Origin of the sequence: Stappia sp. BW2 (assembly GCF_008107695.1) — a bacterium.
Taxonomy (GTDB): domain Bacteria; phylum Pseudomonadota; class Alphaproteobacteria; order Rhizobiales; family Stappiaceae; genus Roseibium.
In genome coordinates this window covers 1-23,913 of the sequence record NZ_VIRG01000056.1, presented here as the reverse complement: position 1 = coordinate 23,913, position 23,913 = coordinate 1, and the positions used below count along the sequence as shown (strand labels likewise).

Below are 23,913 nucleotides of genomic sequence, written 5' to 3'. Positions count from 1 at the left end.
CCAAAAATCTTAACGGACGTAGCGGCATCAGTGACTTGGCCGCTCGCAGTTGCCAACGCAAGCAGCAGGCATACTACCGCGATTGCAAGAAAGAAAGACCAAAGAATTGAAATAAAAGACGTTTTCGGCATCGCCGGTCGGCTCTCATGTCTGGATTGCTTGTGCTGGAACCGGGTCGTGAGCCAACTGAAGACATTTTCGGCACGCCCTTTGGATAGTTCCAAAATGAGGGAACGACGAAAGCCAGGCAATGCCGAGGGGCATCGCGGAGGGCCAGATGCCTGTCATGGACGCAGTGCACCGGCAGGGCTGCCGACCATTTGTGCAATGCGCAACTTGAGCGAAACCGATTTCTGGGTAGTATCCCAGCATAATTTTTTAAATGGCCACCAAGTATTGAAGGCCAGTATTTTCAGGTCCTTTGGACGAAAGTTATTTCGGGGTGTACTATATTGACGGGAGAGCCGAGAGGCTCTCCCTTTTTACTTTCGGCTGCAGACGAAAACATGGTTAATTTCTATTAACGAATGGGATTCGCGCTTTCTTCAGGAAGGTTCTATTTGTGCGCCGATGGCCATGGGGCCTGGGCGGCAAAAACTGCCCGGTTCATACTGCTTTGTGGTTATCGACTTGCCGCTCCCAGAGAATCAGGCAAGGGCTCCGAGTCAAGCAGGCGACTCGGGCGAATCTGAAAAAAGACTCATCATCAAAGGCTTGGAGAGTCCGGCGGCAGGGCCGCCGGATCCGTTAGGCCGTCGCGAGGTTGGCGCGCGACAGCAGTTCCAGCGATGGCATCAGGTTCAAGAGTTCGCGCGTGTAGGGGTGCTGGGGCGCTTCGAAAAGCTGGTCGCAATCGGAAACCTCGCACAGTTCGCCATGGCGCATGACGCCGATGCGGTTGCACATTTGCCGGATCACGGCCAGATCGTGGCTGATGAACAGCATGGTCAGGCCAAGTTCCTGCTGAAGATCTTTCAGAAGGTTCAGGATCTGTGCCTGGATCGATACGTCGAGTGCCGAGGTCGGCTCATCGCAGATCAGGAAGCGTGGCCGCGTGGCAAGCGCCCGTGCAATGGAGATGCGCTGGCGCTGACCACCGGAAAACTCATGCGGAAATTTCTTGCCGGCTGCCGCGCCAAGGCCGACATGATCCAGCAGGTCATCAACAATCTGGCGCACTTCGGCATTGCTCGAGGCCAGGCGGTGGAACTTGATCGGTTCGCCGATGATGTCGCTGACGCGCATGCGTGCGTTCAGCGAGGAATAGGGATCCTGAAAGATCATTTGCATCTGGCGGCGCATCGCCAGAACGTCCTTGCGATTCTTGAGTGACGTCAGCTCGGTCTTGCCGAACAGGATCGAACCTCCGGACGGTTGATAAAGGCCCGTAATCAGCCGCGCGATGGTCGATTTGCCGGACCCGCTTTCGCCAACAAGGCCGAAGGTCTCGCCTTCGTTGATATCGAAACTGACCTTCTTGACGGCCTGGAAATATTTGCGCCTGGACGGGAAAATCGAACCACGGGTCTCGAACCGCTTTTCGAGATCCTTGATCTGGACCAGTGGGCCGGTGACTTTCTCGTAGTCGCGGGCCTTGCCGAGCCAATGGCTGGCAATATCGATCTGCTTTTGCGGTGTTCCGGCCTTCTCGATGTAGTTGACCACCGGAAACCGCTCGACCTTGATGTCCGGGCGCGGCACGGCAGAAATCAGGCTCTGGGTATAGGGGTGCTCCGGAGCACCCAGCACCTGTGTGGTCTCGCCATACTCCACCAGTTCGCCGTGATACATCACCGCCACATGGTCGGTAATGTCGGCAATCACGCCCATGTCGTGGGTGATGACCAGCATCGCGACGTTTCGCTCCCGGCACAGCTTCTTCATCAGGTCCAGGATCTGAGCCTGGATCGAGACATCGAGCGCTGTTGTCGGTTCGTCCGCGATCACCAGTTCCGGTTCCGCGCACAGTGCCAGTGCAATCACCACCCGCTGGCGCATGCCGCCGGAAAACTGATGCGGATACTGCTTGATCCGTTCCGACGCATCGGGAATGCCCACGGATTCGATCAGTTCGATTGCCCGCTGGCGGGCCTGCGACCGGGAAAGCGGCAGATGGGTTCGGATTGTCTCCAGGAGCTGGCTTTCCACTGTTTGCAGCGGATCGAGCGATGTCAGCGGATCCTGAAAGATCATGCCGATCTTGCGGCCGCGCAGACGGCGCTTTTCCTTGTAGGGCAACTGGTCGATGCGCTTGCCGTGAAGATAGACCTCACCACCCGCAATGTGGCCCGGCTCCTGCAACAGGCCGATCACCGCATTGCCGACGGTCGACTTGCCGGCACCCGATTCCCCGACAACGCCGAGCACCTTACCGGCATCGACGCTCAAGGTGACGTCATCGACAGCGACGAAAACGGATTTGCGGCCCGGAAACTCGACCCTCAGATCCTTGATATCGAGAACGCTCATACCGGCCTCACCTGAGTTTCGGGTTGAGGGCGTCGCGCAGCCAGTCGCCCAGAAGGTTGACGTTCAGCACCAGCAGCGCCAGCGCGAGACCCGGGAAAATGGCGATCCACCATTCCCCGGAGTAGAGGAAGTCGTTGCCGATGGCGATCAGCGTGCCGAGCGACGGCTGGGTGGGCGGCATGCCCACACCCAGGAACGAGAGGGTTGCCTCTGTGACAACGGCGAGGGCCAGGTTGATGGTCGCGATCACCAGCACCGGTCCCGTGACGTTCGGCAGGATATGACGCACCATGATGATGACCGAGGGAATGCCGATCACGCGGGCAGCCTGCACATATTCCTTGTTCTTCTCCACCATGGCGGAACCGCGCACCGTGCGCGCATATTGCACCCAGAAGGACAGCGCCAGCGAAGCGATAAGGATGTAGAAGGCGAAGACTTCCCGGTCGATTGAACCGAAAATGCCATGGGCGACGCCGTCGATCAGAAGGGCAATCAGGATAGCCGGGAAGGTGAGCTGCACATCGGCTATTCGCATGATGATGGCATCTACGCGGCCGCCCATATACCCCGCAACCAGCCCCAGCGAGATGCCGATGACCGCGGCGGCGATGACGGAACAGAAGCCGACGATCAACGAGATCCGCATGCCGTAGAAGATGGCAGAGAGCATGTCGCGGCCCTGATCGTCCGTCCCCAGCAGGAAGCGGGGGTCGGCATATTCCATCCAGACCGGTGGCACGCGGGCATCCATGATGGAGATCGACGCCAGATCGAACGGATTATGAGGTGCGATCCAGGGGGCGAGGAAGGCCAGAAGGAACAGGATGAAGGTCCCGCTGGCAGCCACGACGGTGATCTTCGATTTCAGGAACGAATGAAACAGGTCACTGTCGAGGAACCGGGCTATACGCCCCTGTTCCTGCACTGGCGCCGCCGCATTCTGAACCGTGGATTGGTCTTCTTCGTTGGTGGTGAAAGGCATGACGTCGGTCTCCCTTATGGCCGGCCGACGCGCAGGCGCGGGTCGATGAAGAAGTAAAGGATGTCGACGATGAAATTGATCGTCACGAACAGGAACGCCGTCAGCATCAGGTAGGCGGACATGATGGGAATATCGACGTTCTGCACGGCCTGCAGGAACATCAGCCCCATTCCGGGCCATTGGAAAACGGTCTCGGTGATGGTTGCGAAGGCGATGATAGCGCCAAGCTGCAGGCCGGTGATGGTGATGACCGGAACCAGCGTGTTCTTCAGGGCGTGCCGGAAGTTCACCAGCCGGTCCGGCAGTCCCCGGGCCCGGGCGAACTTGATGTAGTCGGTCCGGATGACCTCCAGCATCTCTGCGCGGATCAGGCGCATGATCAACGTCATCTGATAAAGGCCGAGCGTGATCGACGGCAGGATCAGTGCCTTCAATCCGGAAATTGTCAGAAAGCCGGTCGTCCACCAGGAGCCGATCTGAACGGTCTCGCCGCGGCCGAAGCTGGGCAGCCATTGCAGCGTCACGGAAAACAGAAAGATCAGCAGGATGCCGATAAAGAACGTCGGTAGCGAAATGCCGATCAGCGACACCGACAGAAACAGCTTGGAAATAGGCGATTCTCGGTTGAGACCGGCATAGATTCCCATGGGAATGCCGACAATCAATGCAAACAGGGCCGAGGTGAAACTGAGCTCAAGAGTGGCCGGTATGCGCTTGGCGAAAAGCTCTGACACCGGCTGACGAAACTGATAGGACGTGCCGAAGTCAAACTGCGCGGCATTGGTGATGAAACGGAAGAACTGGACCGCCACCGGGTCGTTCAGGCCCAGGCGTTCGCGCAAGGCTTCCCGTTCCTCGATCGAGGTTTCGATGCCGACCATCTGGTTGATGGGATCGCCGACAAAGCGGAACATCGTGAACGCAAGAAGGGCGACCACCAGCATGACAATCAACGCCTGCAAGATGCGGCGCGCTGCAAATCCAATCATTTCGGCTCTTTGAGTGCTTTCGTCATGAAAATACGCCCCCGGCGATTGCCGGGAGCGTCATGTATTGTGTCTACGGATCAGTTCTTGGTCACGAAGCGGAATTTGAACTGATTGTCAGCGCGCAGGACAACGTCCAGTTTGTCGGAAACGCCCCATGCCAGGCTCTGCTGGTGCAGCGGGATGTAGTAGGCGTTTTCGTGGCTGATGCGGAACGCTTCGGCGATCAGGTTGTCACGCTTTTCCGGATCGATCTCGACCAGGATTTCATCGGTCAGCTGGTCGATCTTCTCGTCGCAGAAGCCACCGTTGTTGAACGGAGAACCCTTGCCGGATTCGTCGCGGCAGTTCATCAGGTTGTCCAGAACGTTCCAGCTGTCGAAGGAGCTAGGGGTCCAGCCGAGCAGATAGAACGACGTGTCGTAACCACCGGAAGCCAGGATCTTGGCGAAGTATTTTGCCTTGGGCTGGGCATTGAGGTTCACCTTCACGCCGATGCGGGCCAGCATGGACGCAACGGCCTGGCAGATCGACTCGTCGTTGACGTAACGGTCGTTCGGGCAGTCCATGCCGATGGAAAATCCGTCCGCATAACCGGCTTCGGCCAAAAGTGCCTTGGCGGCTTCCGGGTCATAAGGATAACGCTCGAACTCGTCCGACTTGGAAAACAGCAACGGTGAGATCATGATGGCAGACGGATTGGACAGGTCCCGCATGACCTTCTTCTTGATGCCCTCGATATCGATCGCCTGATAGAAGGCCTTGCGCACACGGGCATCCTTGAGCGGGTTCTTGCCCTTGACGTCGGAATACAGCAGCTCGTCACGCATCTGGTCCATGCCCAGGAAGATCGTGCGCAGTTCCGGACCGGTCAGCGCAACGGTTCCCGCATTGTCGTTGATGCGTTTGATGTCCTGCACCGGGATCGGATAGACCATGTCCATCTCGCCCGACAAAAGCGCGGCAACGCGCGTTGCATCGGACCCGATCGGCGTGAATTCCACCGTATCGATATTGTGCTTGGCTTCATCCCACCAGCCGTCGAACTTTTCGTAGACGGTCTTCACACCGGCTTCATGGGTGACGATCTTGAACGGTCCGGTGCCATTGGCATGCAGAGCGGCATAATTGGGCGTGGTGTCGGAGGCTGAAGTGACTTTGACCGCGTCGTTCTCGGTCGTCCACTCCTTGTCCATGATGTAGAACGTATCCCACTCGTAGTTCAGGATCGGGTTCGGTCCGGTCAGAACGAAATCGACCGTGTAGTCGTCAACGATCTCGACCTTGGCATCGGCCGGGACACGGGTGGTCAGGTCGGAGCCTTCCGAGCGGACGCGGTCGACGGAAAAGGCAACGTCCTCTGCCGTGAAGTCGTTGCCGTTGTGGAACTTTACGCCCTTACGCAGGTGGAAACGCCAGCGATTCGGCTCGATGATCTCCCAGCTTTCGGCCAGCGCCGGCTCGATCGCCAGATCCGCGCCACGCCGGGTCAGACCTTCATAGGCGTTGCCGAGCGACGAAAGGGTGAAAGTCTCGTTGAGACTGTAAGGATCAAGCGCGTTCAGCGCGCCTTGAAAGGCATATTTGAGTGTCTCTGCCTGAACAGCAGACCCCGTTCCCGCCGCAAGCATCGCTGCGGCGATGACAACTGTTCTTTTGATCATAGTGCCCTCGATTTCCGGTTTCGGCATTTTTCAATGGCGCATCCCCCTGCCAGGACCAGGCGCCAGTCGTATCAATTGCAACTATGACACTGTAAGCCTATGAGTTCAAACCTGTTTAGCAGTCAAATTGCGACAACCTGTCTATCATTTTGTCTAGGAAGACAGCGCAACGGTCGAGTTCGGACAGGGCTATGAATTCGTCCGGCTGATGGGCCTGATCGATGGATCCGGGGCCGCAGACCACGGTGGAAAGGCCGTGCTCCTGGAAGATCCCGCCCTCGGTGGCATAGACCACGACATTGCGGCTGTTATCACCCGTCAGACGCCTTGCGGTCATCTCGGCCAGCCCGTCCGGCTCTTCGGAAAGTCCCGGCACATAGGCCAGTTCACGCACCTCGATGCCGCAGTCCGGCGAGATGGCTTGCATAGCGGGCAAAACATCGTTTTCGATAAAGGCCCTGTAGGCCGCGACCCAGTCTTGTGCGTGCTCACCGGGCAACAGCCGGATATCAGTCACGAATTCGCAGTGCTGGGCTGTGATGTTATGCGCCTGGCCCCCGGAAATGGTGCCGCAATGCAAGGTGGTGTAAGGCGGTTCGAACGGGCACTCCGGATCTGCCTTGGCCCGGTTTTCCGCGGTTCTGGCATCCAGCCATCCGATCAGCCTGGCGGCAGTCGAAATCGCCGACACGCCCCGGTGCAACTGGCTGGAATGAACCGGATGCCCCTGGATGCGCGTTTTCAGCACCGTGATGCCCTTGTGCCCGGTGACGACCTTCATGCTGGTCGGTTCACCTACGATCACGACCGAAGGACGCGGGCCGTTGGCCAGCATTTCAGGGATAAGCACCCTGGCTCCGTCACAGCCGGTTTCCTCGTCATAGGACAAGGCGATATGGACCGGCCGTCTGAGCGGCGCGTTGACGAAGTCCGGCACCTTGGCAAGCACCGTCGCAGCAAAGCCCTTCATGTCCGCCGCGCCGCGTCCGTAAAGCCGGTCGTTTTCCTCCCAGGCGGTGAACGGATCCTGCGACCAGGCCTGACCCGCCACCGGAACCACATCCGTATGGGCGGACAGGACAGTCCCGCCATCAACCTCCGGGCCGATACGGGCATAAAGGGCGGCCTTCTGGCCGGTTTCGTCCAGCGCCCGCCCGCAGGCGACGCCCCATTGGCCGAGATAGTCTTCGACAAAGGCGATGAGGTCGAGGTTGCTTCGGTCGGAAACGGTGTTGAAGGAGATCAGTTTCTCCAGCATTTCCCGGGGCGTATAGGTCCGGCTCACGTGGGCTCCAGAGTTTCGTTTGAACGGAGGAATTTGCCTCAGGCGGAAACGGCATCGCCCAGGTGAAGACCATCTAAGCTTTTCACCGCGAGGATTTGCAAGGGGATTTCCTTGCCGCGAACCTTGATTTCGGCCTCTTCCGCACCGTCAATCCGGGCGCCGGCCGCATCGACCACGGCCTTGGAAACGACAAGGAAACTGCCGTGGTTCTTGTTTTCGGTTTCAAGCCGGCTGGCGGTGTTGACCACGTCGCCAAGCGCGGTCAGCCCGTCGCGTTTGCCCTCCGAACCGGCTGCGCCGATCCGGCCGAGGATGGCTGACCCGAGATGCAGCCCGACGCCCAGGCGAATCGGATCGCGAAACTGCGGCCCCTTCTCCTTGTCGAGCGATTTCATCACCGCCTCGATGCGGCGGCAGGCGGCAAGGGCTTGCCGGGCTCCGATGTCCGCGCTGCTCTCCATACCGAAGATGGCCATGATGCCGTCGCCAATGAACTTGTCGACATAGCCGCCCTCGTCCCGGATCGCGGTTGAAGCCTGGTCCAGATAGCTGTTCAGCAGATAGACGACGTCATAGGCAAGCTGGCTTTCGGTAATGCCGGTGAAATTGCGCAGATCCACGAACATGACCACCACATCCTGCTCGACACCCCAGTAATAGGCGTCCTTCAGGTGTTCACTGAGGATGGTGCTGGCCTTTACCGGCACCAGAGGCTGCACTTCCACGTTGTTTTCCGGCCGCACCTGGCAGGCCAGGCGAATGTCATTGCTCGCGCCGATGCGTGCCAGCACCGCGGTTTCGGGAGGGGCGGGTCTTGGCAAATTTTCGCCGCCGGAAATCATCTTCACGCGGCAGGTGGAGCATCTGGCGCGCCCGCCGCATACCGAGGCAAGCGGTATGTCGTTCATGCGGCTGATTTCCAGAAGCGTTGCGCCCGGCTGCGCCTTCACTGTCAGTCCGCCCGGGTAGACCACGGTCAGGCTGCGCGCTTTCAGGCCGAGCAGATACCGGATCAATATGGCCAGAAGACTGACGGCGATCAGGCCGAACACCACAGCACGGAACTGGACGACGACCTCGCTTGCCCACAATTGCTGCTCCGGGGTGACACGAAGGGTAACATCACGGCTGAGGGCAAGCCTGCGCGCCCCTTCGATCCAGCCCCAAATCGCCAGAACGGGCATGGCGAAGGCGAATCCCGCGGCCAGAGGTTTCAGCCGTTGGTACAACGGATAAAGGCGCAGGAAAAAATGCAGACCAATCATGGCGTGGATCCACACCACCAGCAGCAAAATCGACTGGTTGACCGCCGCATTCGGCCACAGCAGCGTGAGCATCTGTTCGTAAACGGGCAGAAAACCGAATTCCTGGGCAACACCCATGGTCATGGTGACATGCGGGATCAGAAGCCAGGGAATATAGAGACCGAGGGCGAGCTGCAGAAACTCCCAGCGGGAGATCTTCAACGTCCGGCGTTTGCTTGTCCGCCACAAGGCCAGCAGCACATGGGTCAGCGCGGCAAGGATCAGCAGGGTCTCTCCGGGCAGGCTTCGCCAGACCCAATAGTGCCAGATCGAAGCCTTATCCATGGCCTCAAAGGAAATGATGCCAAGGGCGTGGTTTGAAAAATGGCTGAGGCAGAACGTGAACAGGACCAGGCCGCTCCACAGCCGGAGCCGTTGACGCCAGTTGCCGCGTCCAACCATCATGTCGCGGGATTTTTTGCCCGTTTTGAGAGCTGGACCGGCTCTGTCAGAAGATTTGGCGGCCGTCTCGGGCGGGTGGGGCCGGCCTGTGCCGGGAACCTCTTCCTGCATAAATGTTCTGTCTCCGGTCTCGCTGCACCGATCTGCTGCCGGTCCGCCCTTTCAGGTGCCACTTCAAGCGCGGGCGGAGCCTGAGGTCAAGAAGACATAAGGCAAATGCGGCGAACTGTCTGTGAAAGCGGTCACAACGGGGAAAACTCCGGACTGGAAGGCCCTTAGGCGCTCATTTTTCTCAAAATTCCGGATTTTCTCCGACGACAGCCTTGCATCCCCGGCTCCAGTCGGCACATTCCGGACCAGAAAACCAACAAGCAGACAACGAGCAACCGGGAAGAGGCGATGAAGGTCTACGGCATCAAGAATTGCGACACCGTCAAGAAAGCGCGGAAGTTTCTGGAAGAGGCCGGGGTGGCCTATGAGTTCCACGATTACAAGAAGGACGGGGTGGATGCTGACCGGCTGGCCGGTTTCGTCGGCGAGTTCGGTTGGGACACGATTTTGAACAAACGCGGCACCACGTGGCGGCGCCTTGATGAGGCGACCCAGGACAGTGTCGTCGACGCCAAAAGTGCGCTCGATGTGATGATCGAGAACCCGTCGGTGATCAAGCGCCCGATCGTGGCAGGCGAAACCAAGAATTTTGTCGGCTTTGACCCTGTGGCCTGGGAAATGGCACTGGAGCTGGGCGAACTGAAATAACGCGAGCTCCTCGCTGGGTGGGTGAGGCCCGCCGCGTGCCAGCGCCGCCGTTTTTCAGGCCCGGGCGCCCGTCAGGACCGGCGCCCAAGGGGGCGGTTTAGCAGGCCTGAACTTGCCGGGCCTGAACTTACCAGGTACGGCGCGGGCCGGTGTCGATGTGATAGTGGCCGGAAGAATAGTGCTTGTAACCGCCCACTTCCGGCTGTGCCTTCAAAAAGGCGATGACCGATGACGGGCTGCCGCGGACGGAGAAATCGACCGCGCGGCAGTTGAGGTGATAGGAATTCTTGGCGCCGCCCTTCCACCAGTTTTCAAGCCACCAGCGCTTGGTGGAACTGACGGTCACCTTGCCATATCGGGCCGCGACCCGGTTCAGAACCTTTTTCAGCTTGCGCGGAACGCACCACGAGCTGTCGTTGTAGTCGATGGAATTGTGGGATGCCGTCACCCAGCCCATGCCGGTAACACCGGCGACAGTTCCGCAGCCGGCAAGTGTGGCGGTCAATCCTAGGAATACGATCCAGGCGATGAGGCGCTGACGCATGACGGGCAGCCTTCGGTTACTTCATTACAAATCTCGTCCCCCGTGCGCAGGCTGATCGAACTTTATTAAAATTCTAATGAAAAACATGGTTAACGCGCCGTCGAAACAAATGTTTCAGAGTTGGATATTTTCTGATACAAATGCGTCAGCCCGGTCCGGGCGCAGCTGTCATCAGCCGGATAACTTGCCATGTCTCATGTATTCCCCCGCCATACCAAAGCCGATCTTCCCGTCGCAGTCACCGGCGAGAGGTGCTACATCCTCGACCGATCCGGAAAGCGGTATTTCGACGGGTCCGGCGGTGCCGCGGTTTCCTGTCTCGGGCACAGCGACCCGGATGTGACCGCCGCCATCAAGGCCCAGGTCGACAGGATCGCATTTGCCCACACGGGCTTTTTTACCAGCGAACCGGCCGAGGAGCTGGCAGATCTCCTGATCCAGAAAGCTCCCGGCGATCTGGACCGCGTCTACTTCGTTTCCGGCGGTTCGGAAGCCATGGAAGCGGCGCTGAAGCTGGCGCGGCAGTATTTTCTGGAAAAAGGGGAAGCGTCCCGGCACAGGGTGATCGCCCGCCGGCAGAGCTATCACGGCAACACGCTGGGCGCACTCGCAACCGGCGGCAACCAGTGGCGGCGGGAACCCTTCGCGCCGCTGATGATCGACACCACCCATATCGCTCCCTGTTACGAGTACCGGGACCGCCGCGAGGGGGAAACCGCCTTCGACTACGGCCAGCGGGTCGCCAACGAACTGGAAGCGGAGATCCTTCGGCTGGGGCCGGAAAATGTCATGGCATTCGTGGCCGAACCGGTCGTCGGCGCGACGGCGGGCGCCTTGCCGCCGGTCGAGGGCTATTTCAAGCGGATTCGCGAGATCTGCGACAGCCATGGCGTGCTTCTGATCCTCGATGAGGTCATGTGCGGCATGGGCCGCACGGGAACGCTGTTCGCCTGCGAGCAGGATGGCGTGGCGCCGGATATTCTGTGCATCGCGAAAGGGCTCGGCGCCGGCTATCAGCCGGTTGGCGCCATGCTGTGCGCGTCCGCTATTTATGAAGCCATCGAGACCGGCTCCGGCTTTTTTCAGCACGGCCATACCTACATCGGCCATCCCGTCGCCTGCGCGGCGGCACTGGCCGTGTTCAGAAAGCTGACCGGCGGCGTCGCCGACCGGGTCATGCCGATGGGCGAGAAACTTAACGCGGCCCTCACCGACGCCTTCGGCCAGCATCCGCATGTTGGCGACATTCGCGGGCGTGGGCTGTTTCGAGGTATCGAACTGGTGGAAGACCGGGCCTCCAAGGCTCCGTTCGACCCCAAAAGAGGTATCAGCAAGGCCTTCAAGAAAGCGGCCTTCGAGGCTGGCCTTATCTGCTATCCGATGAGTGGGACAATTGATGGCGTACACGGCGACCACATCCTGCTGGCCCCGCCCTTCATTCTGGAGGACAGCCACATCGGCGAGATAACCGACAAGCTTGGCCAGGCCTTCAAGGCGGTCTTCTGACCATGACCCCCCTTTTTACACCTCCGCCGCTGCCGTTGATCATGGTGGCCCCGAACGGTGCGCGCCGGACCAAATCGGACCACCCTTGCCTGCCGATGACCGTTGCCGAAACCGTTGCTGCGGCAAAGGCCTGTTTCAACGCCGGCGCTGGCGCGCTTCATGCCCATGTACGCGATGTCTCCGGTGCCCATGTGCTGGATGCGGGGCTTTATCGTGAGCTCTTGTCGGAAATGCGTGTTGCTGTGCCGCAAATGCAGGTTCAAATCACGACGGAAGCTGTTGGAAAATACACCCCGGAACAGCAACGCGAACTGGTCTACAAGGTCAAGCCTGCAGCGGTCTCCGTCGCCCTTCGGGAAATGGTTCCGGAAGGCGAGGAAGACCAGGCGAAGGCTTTCTACAATTGGGCAGTTGGCAAGGCGTGCGCGGTCCAGCACATCGTCTACAGTGCGGATGATCTGGACCGGTTTTTTAATCTGGTGGCAGCCGGCACCCTTGCGAGGGAAAGCCATCAGCTGCTGTTTGTACTGGGGCGCTACGCGGCCGGCCAGGAAAGTGCACCGGAGGATCTGGTGCCGTTTCTGGACAAGCTGGCGGAACGCGGCAGCGGGGTGTCGCTGGACTGGGCGGTCTGCGCCTTCGGACACCGGGAGACGGAGTGTCTGGTGGAGGCGGTCCGGCGGGGCGGCAAGACAAGGATCGGTTTTGAGAACGGCCTGTGGAACAGGACCGGCGACCGTGCGAAAGACAATGCCGACCGGGTCAACGATCTGGTATCGGCCCTGAAGGAACATAGTCTGATGCCTGCCTGATCATTCGGGCCGGCATCCGGCACGAAGCAATATCAGCGGGCTGCGGCCCTCAAGGTTGGAGACTGGAATACTATGGCGGATAGCCTTTACGTTCTGACGCTGTCCTGCGCGGACAAGCCCGGCATTGTGGCGGCGGTCACGACGGAGCTGGCGGATTTCGGCGCCAATATCGCCGAAAGTGACCAGTTCTGGGACCGGGTGTCCAACCAGTTCTTCCTGCGCATTGCCATGCTGGCTCCGGAAGGCGTGAGCCTGGAAAGTGTCCAGAAGGCGCTCGACCCGGTCATCAGCCGCTTCGACATGAAGGCGAAACTGGTCGACACCGCCAAGCGGCCGAAGGTCATCGTCATGGTGTCCAAATTCGACCATGCCATGCTGCACCTTCTCTACCAGAGCCGCGTCGGCTGGATGGATGCCGAAGTGGTGGCAATCGTTTCCAACCACACCGACAGCCAGCGTACGGCCGAGCATGAAGGCATTCCGTACTACCACTGGCCGGTGAACAAGGAAAACAAGGCCGAGCAGGAAGACAAGCTGCTGAAACTGGTCAAGGAAACCGGGGCCGATCTGGTGGTGCTGGCCCGTTACATGCAGGTCCTGTCCGACAACCTTTCCAAGCGGCTGTTCGGCAAGATCATCAACATCCACCACTCTTTCCTGCCGAGCTTCAAGGGCGCAAAGCCGTATCACCAGGCGCACACCCGCGGCGTCAAGATGATCGGTGCCACCGCTCACTATGTGACGCCGGATCTCGACGAAGGCCCGATCATCGAGCAGGACGCCGACCGCGTAAGCCATTCGCTTTCCGCTGACGACTTCGTTGCCCGCGGCCGCGACATCGAATCCCGCGTCCTCGCCCGTGCCGTCAAATACCACCTGGAAAACCGGGTCATGATCGTCGGCAACAAGACGATCGTGTTCACGCCGTAAGGCAAGGCTTATTGCCGGAAACGATTTGGCCCCGGTCGTGTGATGGACGGCCGGGGCTTTTGCATGGACTGAGAGGCTTGCTGGTGCCGGGATGGCGTCAGCCTGTCACAGCCACCGGTGCTGCGACGGGCATGCCGTCGTTTTTCAGTTCCGCATGAACCCAGTCGCGGAACAGCCGGATCTTGCGGCTGGAGCGCAAGGCCGGTGGGTAGCTCAGATACCAGCTTTCGTTGTTCGCCCGGCAAGTCAGCTCGAAGGGCTGGATCAGTTGGCCGCTCTCAAGGGCCGTTCTGCAGAAATACGGGGTCAGGATGGCAACGCCCTGGCCTGCGATGGCCCGGTTGGCCTCAAGCGCCTGCGACCCCATGCGCGAGCTCGGATGGCCGCTCAGATCGACATTCGCCAGTCCGGCTGCCTCGAACCACATCTGCCACCAGGGATCCTGCGGATCGACCAGCGGCAATTTCAGGAGGTCTTCGGGCTTGCTGATGCCGCCAATTGTTTCCGCAAGCTTCGGGCTCAGCATCGGCGTGAAGTCTGCGCGCACGATTTCATGGGCGGGCCAGGTTTTTGGCGGTGCCTTGCAGGCAGAAATCACGATGTCGGATTCGTTGAAATCCGGCTCCGCATTCGGGCCATAGGGCACGATGCGCACGCCCACATCCGGGTTCTTCATCTGGAATTCGAACAGACGGTAGGCCAGCCAGTTGACGGCAAACGTGGTGTTGCTGGACACCACAAGCTGGCTGGCGTTCTTTTCGGAAATATCCTCGAAGGCACTGCGAAGCGAGGAGAACGCATCGACCACCCGCGTTGCCAATTGTGCGCCGGAATCGGTCAGCTCGATCTTGCGGGCCTTGCGCGTGAACAGCTGAAAGCCGAGGCGGTCTTCCAGAACCTTGATCTGATAGCTGACGGCCGCCTGGGTCATGCCCAGCTCGTCCCCGGCCTTGGTGAAACTCAGGTGCCGGCTTGCAGCTTCGAAAGCCCGGATCGCGGACAGCGGTGGCAAATGCGATGACATGCATAAATCTCCCTTATGCATATCTATTGAGATTTCGTTGGTAAGACAAGCCGGGTCCGTCGATATGTAGCTCACCTAAATCAGGAGTTTCCGACGTGTTCAGGCGCTTTCAAACGAAATCAGGCTGTGTGACTCATCAACATAACTTGGGCTTTTCATTCAAAACTATGATCGGTTCCATGTTCAAACGGGCAGCGATGCCGCGCCGCAAACGTCTCAACGTGGCTGATCTGCCGGATGATCTGCGCCGGGATATTGGCTTTGGCTCAGACCGGCATGAATCGTCTTTCGAAGCGCGCTGGCAGAGGGAGCTGAAGGACCTGCAGCGCTAGTTGAATTTCGATACCTGACGTGTTTCCGGCTGCGGTCTCCCCTGTAGCCGGTCGGGCAGATCCGGTGGACGTCTGTTGCCGGATCTGCCTCTTCTCCCGCGCTGTATTCTGTCAGCCGAGTTTCCTGAGGGCGGGAAGAAGGGTCTCATAATCCAGCGTGCCGCCGGTGAAATGGCGCATCAGCAAGGCACCCATCAACAGGCAAAGGGCGCTGTCGGCTGCCTCGCTCCCCACAAGGCCTTCCACGTGCCTTCGAAGATGGTCATTGGCCAGTTGCATGGCCGGGTCGGCAGCGATCTCGGTGGCGGTTTTTCCCCGCAGATAGTCGAACAGAAGCGACATTTCGCTGGCAAATCCTGGTTCCAGACTTTTGGCGAAATCGATCAGGGCCGTAGCTGGTTCCTGTGATTTGGGGCTCTTTGAATGGGGGGCCGTGTCACCCCCTGCCGTCATCTCCCTCATCACCGTTTCCGTGCAGGCCAGGAACAGGCTCTTCTTGGTCGGAAAGTAATGGTAGAGCGCGCTTTTCGACAGGCCGAGGGCTTCGGCGACCTGCCGCATTCCAAGACCCGAATACCCGAGTTCGGAGAAAAGCGGTGCGGCCTTCCGGGCCAGTTCAAGCCGGTAGGCTTCGTGGTCGATCTGTTTCGGCATTATTTCGTCCAGTTGGTCGATAAACACATTGACCACATGCAACCGCTTCGTCTAGATTTCTTTTTAGTCCACTTGGTCGAAAAAGAAATTGCCGTTTGAAGGGCTCGACACCCGGCTTCGGGGTCGAAGGAGAAGTTATGGCACAGTCCGGAGGCGTCAGCCGTCAGCATGGTAAGTCGCTAAAGCAGAAATCTGTTTTTGCAGCCATTCATCTGGCGAGTTTTCTTGTCAGCATCTGGCTGCTTCTGGGTGGCGGATTGGAGCTGATAGCCTCGTGGTTCGGACAGGCAGATGTTGTGTCCGATCCGCAGCGCGGATTGCTTCTGCTCGCCTGTACCCTGCTCTACTTCACGCGCCACCTTCTGACGTTGTTCTATCTGCTGGCCCGGAAAGTGGCGTTTTCGGAAGTGTTCGGACTGGGCGCTTTCATGGCGTTTTTTGAAATCGGCTTCCTCGTGCTCGGCTGCGGCGTATTCCGGCAGACGGTAGTTCCGTTCTCCCTTATAGACGGTGTGGCCCTGGCGATGGTCCTGGTCGGCTCGTTTCTCAACAGCGGGTCGGAACTGCAGCGCAAATGGTGGAAGCGAGACCCGGCAAATCGTGGCAAATGCTACACCGGCGGTCTGTTCGCCTATTCCATGCACATCAACTATTTCGGCGACACCGTACTTTTCACCGGCTGGGCCCTGCTGACACACAGCCTGGTGGCCCTATCGGTGCCTGCGTTCATGGCCGTTTCTTTCGTTGCCTTTCATATCCCGGCACTCGATGCCTATCTTTCGCAGAGATACGGTGCGCCATTCGATGCCTACGCGGCGCGGACGAGCAAGTTCATCCCCTTCGTCTATTGAACAGCGCGGCCGCAAACCCTTTCTCCGGCCTCAGATAATCAGCGCCCACACGGTTGCTGCCAGCATGGCAATTGCCATGGAAACCGTGATGGCGCGCATAATGGTGCCATCGCCGATCAGGGCGAGAATGGAGACGCCGGCCAAGGCCCAGAGGGAATGGAACACCATCCCGCCAAGAGTGAAGCCCGCTACCAGGATCATTGCGTTTTCGTGGATGCCAAGCCCGTTGCCGGCCAGAAAGGTTGAAAAGGCGACGAGGTTCATCGCCCAGGTTTTCGGGCTGAGCGGGTGTATCAGCAGCCCTTCCCAAAAACTGGGCAGGGCAACTTCGCCATTCGGTTTGACGCTGAGGCAGATGATCCGCCACGCAAGATAAGTCATATAGGCCATGCTCAGCACCTTGAAGACGGTCACGACCGGGCCGCCAGCCGCCATGACATGGCCAAGGCCATAGGCAACACTCAGCTTGAGCGGCAGGGAGCCGATCTGCGAGGCGACAATCACGGGAAAGGCGGTGCGGTAGCCGGCAGACGCGCCGATGGCCAGAAAGGTCAGATTGCCCGGACCGGGCGTGCCGGTCATGACGATGACGAAGACCGCGAAGGCAAGAAACGTCGCGTAATCCATGGGTATCTCCAGACAAAGCATCGAGTGCATCGATACAATCGATACAAAATAGCGGAGATACTAATTGTCTTGAGCTATTGTATCAGTCAATGATAACATTGTTCTCATGACAATGTGGATTCCGAACATTGAAGCGGCCTCAGGCCCGATTTATCTAGCGATCGCCGATGCGCTGGAAGCCGACATCAAGGCCGGTGCGCTTGCCCAGGGGGACAGGCTGCCGCCGCAGCGAGAACTAGCCTATCAGCTCGGTGTGACACTCGGCACCGTCACAAGGGCCTATGGCGAGGCGGAACGGCGCAGGCTGGTGAAAGGGGAAACCGGGCGGGGCACCTATATTGCGTCTGAAACCCAGAAGGTTTCGCCACTTATTCCAAAGGAAGACGAGCCGGAAACCTGCGATCTGGCGCGCAATTTTGCTTATCCGCACCTCAACCCCAGCCTTTCCGACGGGCTCACGCGGATGGCTCGAACGGTGGGGATCGACCTGCTGAACGGCTTCGTGCCCTCGGAGGGCCTCAAGGCCCATCGCGAAACCGGTGCGCTTGTCTTCAAGGACTATGGTCTGGACGCCGACCCGGACAGGGTGGCGGTGACCTGCGGCGCGCAGCACGGAATTCAGGTCACCTGTCAGGCTCTGTTTCGCCAGGGCGACGCGGTTGCCGTCGACCGGTTCACCTATCCTTCGATCTTCAGCTCCTTCGCCAGCATCGGTCTGAAGCCGATACCCCTGCCCGCGCTGACGCGTGACGACGGCGGTTTCGGCGCCATGGACCCTGCGGCCCTTGCCCAGGCCGCGAAGGCTAACAGCGTAAAGGGCGTCTTTCTGATGCCGAACATGCAGAACCCGACCACCCACACAATGTCCGTCGAAGAGCGGCAGGATCTGGTCGCGGTGGCCCGGCAACATGGCCTGAAGATCGTCGAGGATGATCCCTATACGCCTTTTCTGCCTGATGCCTTGCCTGCCTTCGGCGCGCTGGCGCCTGAACTCACCGCCTCCATCGCCAGTATCTCCAAGGTCTGCTCACCCGGCAGCCGGATCGGCTTCGTTCATGTGCCCGGGCCATTTGGCGACAGCATTCGCAACAAGATCGGCGAAAGCACCTGGATGGCCTCCCCCATCACGGCGGAACTTATCGCCGGCTGGGTGCGCGAGGGGCATCTGTTCAAGACACTGCGTTTGAAACGCAAGGCGAACCGCACGAGATTTCTGGCCGCACGTGACCTGCTCGCACCCCATTTCCTGCAAAGCGATGTCAACAAGGTGTTCGGCTGGCTGCGCTTGCCGGACACCGTCGATCCCGACGCGTTGCAGAATGCGCTTGGCCATCAGGGCATCTCCGTGCTGTCGTCCCGATATTTCCAGGCGAAGGACTATCGGCCCGCGCCGTATCTGCGTCTGACCTTTGGATCCGAACAATCCGACGACCGATTCCGTTGGGCTCTGGAGCGCATCAGATCGACCATTGGCCAATTGGCCGAATTGCCCGATCTGACGCGCCCGGTAGGGTAGAGCCTTACCGCAGAGGTATTTCCGCTGAACGACCGTCAGTCTTTGACAAGACGGCAGATCCAACCGATAAGCTGCGCGCGAACAGGGACCGGCCGTTGCAGGAAGCGCCGCCCGCGACGAGGTGACATGGCATTCTGGCCCAAAAGCAGAAAACCCACGGCGGAGCACCGGGTCTGCAATCCGGACGCCAGTCCCTATGCGGTATTCGATCGGGTCGGCCTGAAGGCCGGAAGCGTGCCTATCCTGAAAGATCTCACTTTGCAGCTTGCAGAGGATCGGATCGGGGTTATCGGTCTGAACGGATCGGGCAAGAGCTCCTTTGTGCGCCTTTTGAATGGTTTGCGCGCCCCGACAAGCGGCAATCTCACTCTTTTCGGGGCACCGTACGACGAGGCGGAACTGGAATTGCCGCGCCATGTCGGCTTCGTGTTTCAGAACCCGGATCACCAGGCCATTTTCCCGACCGTTGAGGAAGAGATCGCCTTTGGTCTCACCCAGTTGGGGGCAGGCAAGGAAGAAAGTCGCAGCCGGGCGCGCGCATTCCTGGCGCTGCATGGCTGTGAGGGGCTTGCCGGCAAGCCGATCACCGAGCTTTCCGGCGGGCAGAAACAGCTCATCTGCATCCTGGCGGTTCTGGTTATGGAGCCGCGCCTTCTGGTGCTGGATGAACCCATGTCCAGCCTCGATGCCCTGACGACGGTTCGGATCCGTCAGAAGATCCTCTCGCTGCCGCAGAAAATCGTTCTGGTCAGCCACGATCTCAGCCAGTTTGACGGCTTCGATAGACTGCTCTGGCTGGAGGGCGGGCGTTTGCGCATGGATGGCGAGCCTGATGCTGTGCGGGCGGCCTTTCAGGAGGACGTCCTTTCGCGTCAGGACATGGACGTGGAGATTGCCGAGCTATGATGTCGGTCTATCTCCAGGGCAATAGCTGGGCTCACCGCCTGCCCGCGGGTCTGAAGCTGCTGGCAATCGCCCTCGCCAGTCTGCTGTTGCTGCAGTACACGTCCTTCTGGGTCCTGCTGCCGGCTCTTGGAGCCGTTCTCTTGTGTTACGCCTCCCTTGGACGCGATGGTCTGGCGCAGCTGAAGTTGTTGCGGGCAATGTCGTATCTGCTTGCCGCGCTTCTGGTGCTGCACTGGGTCTCCGGCAGTCTTCTGGAAGGGGTCGCAATGATCCTGCGGCTTGCAATCATGATCCTGTCGGCGAATTTCGTTTCGGTCACCACCCGGATGGACGACATGCTGGACGCCGTCCTGCCGTTGTTCAAACCGCTCGAGATTTTCGGTTTCTCTCCCCGCAAACCGGCGCTGGGCGTTGCGCTGGTGCTGCGGTTCGCGCCTTACATGCTTGTCGTCTTTGCTCAGCTTCGCGAAGCCTGGCAGGCGCGAACAGGCACGCGAAATTCGTGGCGTCTTCTGGCGCCATTCGCCATCCAATCCCTGAGCATGTCGGATCATGTTGCCGAAGCGCTGAAGGCGCGAGGCGGGTCGCAAGGCCTGTCAAGATGACCGAAAAGAAGCCGGTGTTGACTGGCACTCGGCTGAAAACTGGGCTATCCCGCTCAGTGATGACGATTTCGGGGCCCCAACCCATCCGTTCAGTTCGTGGGTGAGTGGCAGTCCCATTGTTCCTGAAAAGAAGGTCGAATTCATCATGGCTGACAGATCACTTGTGCATGTTGCTTTCTATGCCGCGCTCATTTCTGCCCTGGGCCTTGTTCCGCCAGTTGCAATCGCCTTTCTCGGTGGCGTACCGATCACGGCACAGACCCTTGGTGTGATGCTGGCCGGTGTCATGCTTGGCCCGATCCGGGGCGCGCTTGCTGTGCTGCTGTTCCTGTTTCTCGTCGCGCTCGGTTTGCCCTTCCTGTCCGGTGGTCGTGGTGGCCTAGGCGTTTTCATGGGCCCGTCGGTCGGCTTTCTGATCGGCTGGCCGGTCGGAGCGCTTGTGGCTGGCTGGATCATGCAGTCGACCCGAGAGATGAACATCCTGGCTGCCGCCGCCATCTCCGCCGCGGTTGGCGGCATCCTGGTGGTTTATGCCATTGGCATTCCGGGAGTTGCCATCATGGCCGGCCTGTCCCTGCCGAAAGCCGCGCTCGGCAGCTCAGTCTTCATTCCGGGGGATCTGGTCAAGGTCGCACTGACGGCGGTCATCGTTCAGACCGTTGCGCGCGGTCTGCCGGGTGCCGTTCTCTCACGGTCGTAACAGCGACCACAGGGCCAATCCCTCTCATGCCTTTTGTCGGCGACAGTCTCGGCCGGTTTGTCAGCCAGAAAGCGTCTACGTCCGCACTGACATGCAGCTCGCAGACTTTCTCCTGGCAGGACCTGGCTGATAGCGTCGGCCGGATCGAGAACGCGCTTCGGACGCGGTCAGGTCGCGGTGGATACGTGGTCTTGCGCTTCCGGGATCCGGCTGCGCTGATCGTCTGCTTCCTTGCCTGCGCCTGCACCGGTCGCATTGCCACGGTCATGGATCCGGACTGGCCCGCAACACAGGCCGTAACGGTTCTTGACGCGATTGCACCTGATCTCGTCATCGATGATGAAAGCTTTCCGGCATTGTGCGAAGGCAGCAGGGGGGCCGCCGGGGACCTGATGGCACCGGAGACGCCACCGGATGAAGGCGATCTTTTCTACGCAGGGTTCACGTCCGGTTCCAGCGGCGTTCCCAAGGGCTATGTCCGGTCCCATGGGTCGTGGATTGAAAGCTTCAAACTGTCCGCACAAGCCTTCGGCATTTCGGAACATAGCCGCGTCGTCCTGCCGGGCCAGCTGACCCATTCGCTTCACCTTTATGGCGCCGTCTGCGGCCTTGCCTGTGGCCAGCACGTGGTGCTTGTGCCGCGGTTCGATCCGCGCGTGGTGTTGAGAGACCTTGGCAGCTCGGCTGGAGGTTCGGTCCTGTATGCCACACCGACCCAGCTGCACTTTCTGGCTGAAACCGCCCGGCGCAACGGGACCGTTGCCGCGGTGAAGCAGGTTCTTGCGAGTGGCGCCAAATGGCACGAAGCGGACCGGCAGGCGTTGAAGTCGGTTTTCCCCGAGGCACGGCTTTTCGAGTTCTATGGAGCTTCGGAAACCAGCTTCATCACTCTGGCCTCACCCGAAGACGATATCCCCCCTGGTTCGGTTGGAAAGGCCGCGCAGGGGGTGGAGATTGCGATTGGTGATCCGGCCGCGCCCGCGCGCCCTGGCAGTGCTGGCTTGATCTGGATCCGGAGTGGGTTGCTGTTTTCGCACTATATCTGCGGGACCGCGCCGGATACACTCTGGCAGGACGGCTGGCTCACCGTTGGCGATCACGGTTATATCGATGACCGGGGGTTCCTGTTTCTGACAGGCCGCGAAAACCGGATGGTCATCACCTCCGGTCTGAATGTCTACCCGGAAGAGGTTGAGGCCGTGCTGGCCGAGCATCCGTCTGTCGCGCTGGCCGTCGTCGCGGGGCTTCCGGACCATGTTCGTGGTCACCGGCTGGAGGCCGTGGTCGAACTGAGCGCACCCCTGGCGGACGCCGACCAGATTTTGCTGCGTCATTGCCGCGCCCGTCTTTCGCCCGGCAAGGTGCCCAGACACATTCACATCCAGGCAAAGATACCGCTGACGCCAGGGGGCAAGCCGGATATTCAGAAGACCGTGGCGGACTTGGCGAAAGGTGGAGGCAGCGTTTGAATCAGAACCGCAAGGCAGTGATTGCAGCAGCACGGCGCACAGCGGTTTGCCCGCGTGGCGGGGCACTTGCCATGTTGCAGGCCGACGAGCTTGCGGCGCCCGTTCTCGATCAGCTTATTGTGGACGCCGGTATCGAGCCCGGAGATGTCGATTGCGTGTTTCTGGGCAACGCGCTTTACGGCGGCGGCAATCCGGCGCGGCTTGCAGCACTTCGCGCCGGGGTTCCGCAAACGGTTGCCGCATTGACCATCGATACGCAGTGCTGTTCGGGCCTGGACGCAATCCTCATGGGCGCACGCATGATCGAAGCCGGTGCGGCCGAGATTGTTCTGGCAGGCGGTACGGAAAGCTTCAGCCGGGCACCGATCCGAATGACCAGACCTGCGGGCCGGGGAGCGCCATCCGTTGCCTATGACCGGCCTGCCTTTGCGCCCGCGCCGTTCGACGATCCGGACCTCGCTGAAGCCGCCGCCCAGCTTGCCGCCGAAACGGGCACGACAAAAGAGGCTCAAGCAGCCTATGCCGTCGCTTCTCACCAAAAGGCGGTGGCGGCGCAGGAGCATCTTTTGCAGCGACTGGTCCATGCCGGCGGATGCTTTCCGGAGAAGGATGGCTTCACGCGCAACCTGTCACTCAGGACGGCTCTCAGGGCGCCCGTACTGGCTGGCACCCAGGACACTGGCCTCAGCGCGGCTACGATCGCCTGCGAGGCGGATGGAGCTGCCGCGGTGCTTCTGATGTCCGAAGACCTCTTTCACCAGCGCTTTTTTCAGCCGGCAAACGGCAACCGGCAGGCTGGTCTGAAAATTCTGACCGGCCACAGTGCCGGCGGTAGCCCGGGAGATCCGGCTCTGGTTCCGATAGAAGTGGCGAACGCCATGTTTTCGGAGCTCGACATCGGAGCGGGCGAACTGGCGGCAACGGAACTCATGGAAGCCTATGCGGTTCAGGCAATGGTGACTGCCGAGAGGCTGAACCTTGCATCTGAGGGTGTGAACCGGACGGGCGGCGCTCTTTCCAGAGGACATCCGATAGGCGCATCAGGCGCAATTCTGGTTGTTCATCTGTTCGATCAGCTGACCGGCGAGGAAGCCCCTGCGGAAGGTGCCCGAAACCTGGGCATGGCGCTGATTGCAGCAGCCGGCGGACTGGGCTCAGGCATGCTGGTTTCACCGTTTGTGTAGAAAGGTGGATAAGTACTAACTATCTGAAACCACGTTATTTTCCCGCCCTTTTGAAAGTTTTTTCGCTTTTTTTGATTTTTTTCGAAAACGGTTGTTGACGGGTTGGGGTGAGGTGCGTATAACCCGGTTCATCGACGGCGGCAACGTCGCTGGCGACAGGGTTTTGTGACCTTAATTCCAGAAAATTGGTCCAGGTGGCCGAGCTTGATGGTTCGGCGAGTGGGTTGTTTTTGTTGAGTTTTGGTTACGGCTTGAGAGGTTTTAGAGCCTCTGTTCTTTGACAATTTGATTATTGAAGGAAGGGAAGCGTAGGCGGCGTTGGCCTTGCGATCTCAGGCTCTTTCGGGGGTTTGGGGTTTTAAGGAGTTACGCAGGTACGCTGATCTTTCATACAAGGAA

22 protein-coding genes are annotated in these 23,913 nt (G+C 59.7%); 12 read left to right on the top strand and 10 right to left on the bottom strand.

Translation table 11 applies throughout. The features are described from left to right. Positions 1 to 747: 747 nt before the first annotated feature. From FMN63_RS06830 to FMN63_RS06805, 6 genes are all read right to left on the bottom strand, one after another. Complete coding sequence (locus FMN63_RS06830; protein WP_148583212.1) at positions 748 to 2,469, bottom strand: ABC transporter ATP-binding protein; 1,722 nt, start codon at positions 2,467 to 2,469, stop codon at positions 748 to 750. Between the two features lie 7 nt (positions 2,470 to 2,476). After that, on the bottom strand, positions 2,477 to 3,454 hold the full coding sequence (locus FMN63_RS06825; RefSeq protein ID WP_205513891.1) for an ABC transporter permease: 978 nt from the start codon (positions 3,452 to 3,454) through the stop codon (positions 2,477 to 2,479). A 14-nt stretch (positions 3,455 to 3,468) separates the two neighbouring features. Then, the gene (locus FMN63_RS06820) at positions 3,469 to 4,443 is read right to left on the bottom strand and encodes an ABC transporter permease (protein WP_148583211.1); all 975 of its coding nucleotides are present in this window, start codon (positions 4,441 to 4,443) and stop codon (positions 3,469 to 3,471) included. A 77-nt stretch (positions 4,444 to 4,520) separates the two neighbouring features. After that, positions 4,521 to 6,104, bottom strand: coding sequence for an ABC transporter substrate-binding protein (locus FMN63_RS06815; protein ID WP_148583210.1), 1,584 nt, complete (start codon positions 6,102 to 6,104; stop codon positions 4,521 to 4,523). 115 nt (positions 6,105 to 6,219) lie between these two features. Next, on the bottom strand, positions 6,220 to 7,389 hold the full coding sequence (argE, locus tag FMN63_RS06810; protein WP_286192554.1) for an acetylornithine deacetylase: 1,170 nt from the start codon (positions 7,387 to 7,389) through the stop codon (positions 6,220 to 6,222). A gap of 38 nt (positions 7,390 to 7,427) precedes the next feature. Then, entirely contained in the window at positions 7,428 to 9,098 is a 1,671-nt protein-coding gene (locus FMN63_RS06805; RefSeq protein ID WP_209000986.1) for an adenylate/guanylate cyclase domain-containing protein, read from the bottom strand. Between the two features lie 396 nt (positions 9,099 to 9,494). Between FMN63_RS06805 and FMN63_RS06800 the strand changes: the two genes are divergently transcribed. Further along, positions 9,495 to 9,854 carry an ArsC family reductase gene (locus FMN63_RS06800; RefSeq protein ID WP_148583208.1) on the top strand — a complete coding sequence of 120 codons (360 nt, stop codon included), beginning with the start codon at positions 9,495 to 9,497 and terminating at the stop codon, positions 9,852 to 9,854. 127 nt (positions 9,855 to 9,981) lie between these two features. Here FMN63_RS06800 and FMN63_RS06795 read toward each other — a convergent pair whose 3' ends face one another. Beyond that, positions 9,982 to 10,398 (bottom strand): YcbK family protein, encoded by a 417-nt coding sequence (locus tag FMN63_RS06795; RefSeq protein ID WP_148583207.1) that lies wholly within the window; start codon positions 10,396 to 10,398, stop codon positions 9,982 to 9,984. 189 nt (positions 10,399 to 10,587) lie between these two features. Here FMN63_RS06795 and FMN63_RS06790 point away from each other — a divergent pair, with 189 nt between their 5' ends. The 3 genes from FMN63_RS06790 to purU all read left to right on the top strand — a co-directional run bounded on the left by FMN63_RS06790 (position 10,588) and on the right by purU (position 13,646). Next, positions 10,588 to 11,904, top strand: a complete 1,317-nt coding sequence (locus FMN63_RS06790) for an aspartate aminotransferase family protein (RefSeq protein ID WP_148583206.1) — start codon at positions 10,588 to 10,590, stop codon at positions 11,902 to 11,904. A 2-nt stretch (positions 11,905 to 11,906) separates the two neighbouring features. Continuing rightward, positions 11,907 to 12,716: a beta-keto acid cleavage family enzyme gene (locus FMN63_RS06785; protein WP_148583205.1), complete on the top strand. Its 810-nt coding sequence runs from the start codon at positions 11,907 to 11,909 to the stop codon at positions 12,714 to 12,716. 72 nt (positions 12,717 to 12,788) lie between these two features. Further along, on the top strand, positions 12,789 to 13,646 hold the full coding sequence (gene purU, locus FMN63_RS06780) for a formyltetrahydrofolate deformylase (RefSeq protein WP_148583204.1): 858 nt from the start codon (positions 12,789 to 12,791) through the stop codon (positions 13,644 to 13,646). 97 nt (positions 13,647 to 13,743) lie between these two features. Here purU and FMN63_RS06775 read toward each other — a convergent pair whose 3' ends face one another. Then, a complete protein-coding gene (locus tag FMN63_RS06775) occupies positions 13,744 to 14,670 on the bottom strand; it encodes a LysR family transcriptional regulator (protein WP_162854998.1) in 927 nt (308 codons plus the stop codon). Between the two features lie 179 nt (positions 14,671 to 14,849). On the opposite strand from FMN63_RS06775, the gene FMN63_RS29370 reads away from it, so the two are divergent. Beyond that, positions 14,850 to 15,002, top strand: coding sequence for a hypothetical protein (locus tag FMN63_RS29370; protein WP_153297094.1), 153 nt, complete (start codon positions 14,850 to 14,852; stop codon positions 15,000 to 15,002). 111 nt (positions 15,003 to 15,113) lie between these two features. Here FMN63_RS29370 and FMN63_RS06770 read toward each other — a convergent pair whose 3' ends face one another. Continuing rightward, entirely contained in the window at positions 15,114 to 15,656 is a 543-nt protein-coding gene (locus tag FMN63_RS06770; protein ID WP_148583203.1) for a TetR/AcrR family transcriptional regulator, read from the bottom strand. Between the two features lie 137 nt (positions 15,657 to 15,793). Here FMN63_RS06770 and FMN63_RS06765 point away from each other — a divergent pair, with 137 nt between their 5' ends. Further along, positions 15,794 to 16,507 carry a DUF1295 domain-containing protein gene (locus FMN63_RS06765; protein WP_148583202.1) on the top strand — a complete coding sequence of 238 codons (714 nt, stop codon included), beginning with the start codon at positions 15,794 to 15,796 and terminating at the stop codon, positions 16,505 to 16,507. Positions 16,508 to 16,537: 30 nt separating this feature from the next. On the opposite strand, the gene FMN63_RS06760 is transcribed toward FMN63_RS06765, so the two are convergent. Next, complete coding sequence (locus FMN63_RS06760) at positions 16,538 to 17,134, bottom strand: LysE family translocator (RefSeq protein WP_148583201.1); 597 nt, start codon at positions 17,132 to 17,134, stop codon at positions 16,538 to 16,540. Between the two features lie 106 nt (positions 17,135 to 17,240). On the opposite strand from FMN63_RS06760, the gene FMN63_RS06755 reads away from it, so the two are divergent. The 6 genes from FMN63_RS06755 to FMN63_RS06730 all read left to right on the top strand — a co-directional run bounded on the left by FMN63_RS06755 (position 17,241) and on the right by FMN63_RS06730 (position 23,514). Next, a complete protein-coding gene (locus FMN63_RS06755) occupies positions 17,241 to 18,650 on the top strand; it encodes an aminotransferase-like domain-containing protein (RefSeq protein ID WP_209000985.1) in 1,410 nt (469 codons plus the stop codon). Between the two features lie 126 nt (positions 18,651 to 18,776). Continuing rightward, complete coding sequence (locus tag FMN63_RS06750) at positions 18,777 to 19,556, top strand: energy-coupling factor ABC transporter ATP-binding protein (protein WP_148583200.1); 780 nt, start codon at positions 18,777 to 18,779, stop codon at positions 19,554 to 19,556. Beyond that, a complete protein-coding gene (locus FMN63_RS06745; RefSeq protein ID WP_148583199.1) occupies positions 19,553 to 20,161 on the top strand; it encodes an energy-coupling factor transporter transmembrane component T family protein in 609 nt (202 codons plus the stop codon). The genes FMN63_RS06750 and FMN63_RS06745 overlap by 4 nt, the downstream gene beginning before the upstream one ends. 145 nt (positions 20,162 to 20,306) lie before the next feature. Beyond that, positions 20,307 to 20,861, top strand: a complete 555-nt coding sequence (locus FMN63_RS06740) for a biotin transporter BioY (protein WP_148583198.1) — start codon at positions 20,307 to 20,309, stop codon at positions 20,859 to 20,861. 26 nt (positions 20,862 to 20,887) lie between these two features. Further along, the gene (locus FMN63_RS06735) at positions 20,888 to 22,330 is read left to right on the top strand and encodes an AMP-binding protein (protein ID WP_148583197.1); all 1,443 of its coding nucleotides are present in this window, start codon (positions 20,888 to 20,890) and stop codon (positions 22,328 to 22,330) included. Further along, positions 22,327 to 23,514: a thiolase family protein gene (locus FMN63_RS06730; RefSeq protein ID WP_286192553.1), complete on the top strand. Its 1,188-nt coding sequence runs from the start codon at positions 22,327 to 22,329 to the stop codon at positions 23,512 to 23,514. The genes FMN63_RS06735 and FMN63_RS06730 overlap by 4 nt, the downstream gene beginning before the upstream one ends. The last annotated feature ends 399 nt before the right edge of the window (positions 23,515 to 23,913 follow it).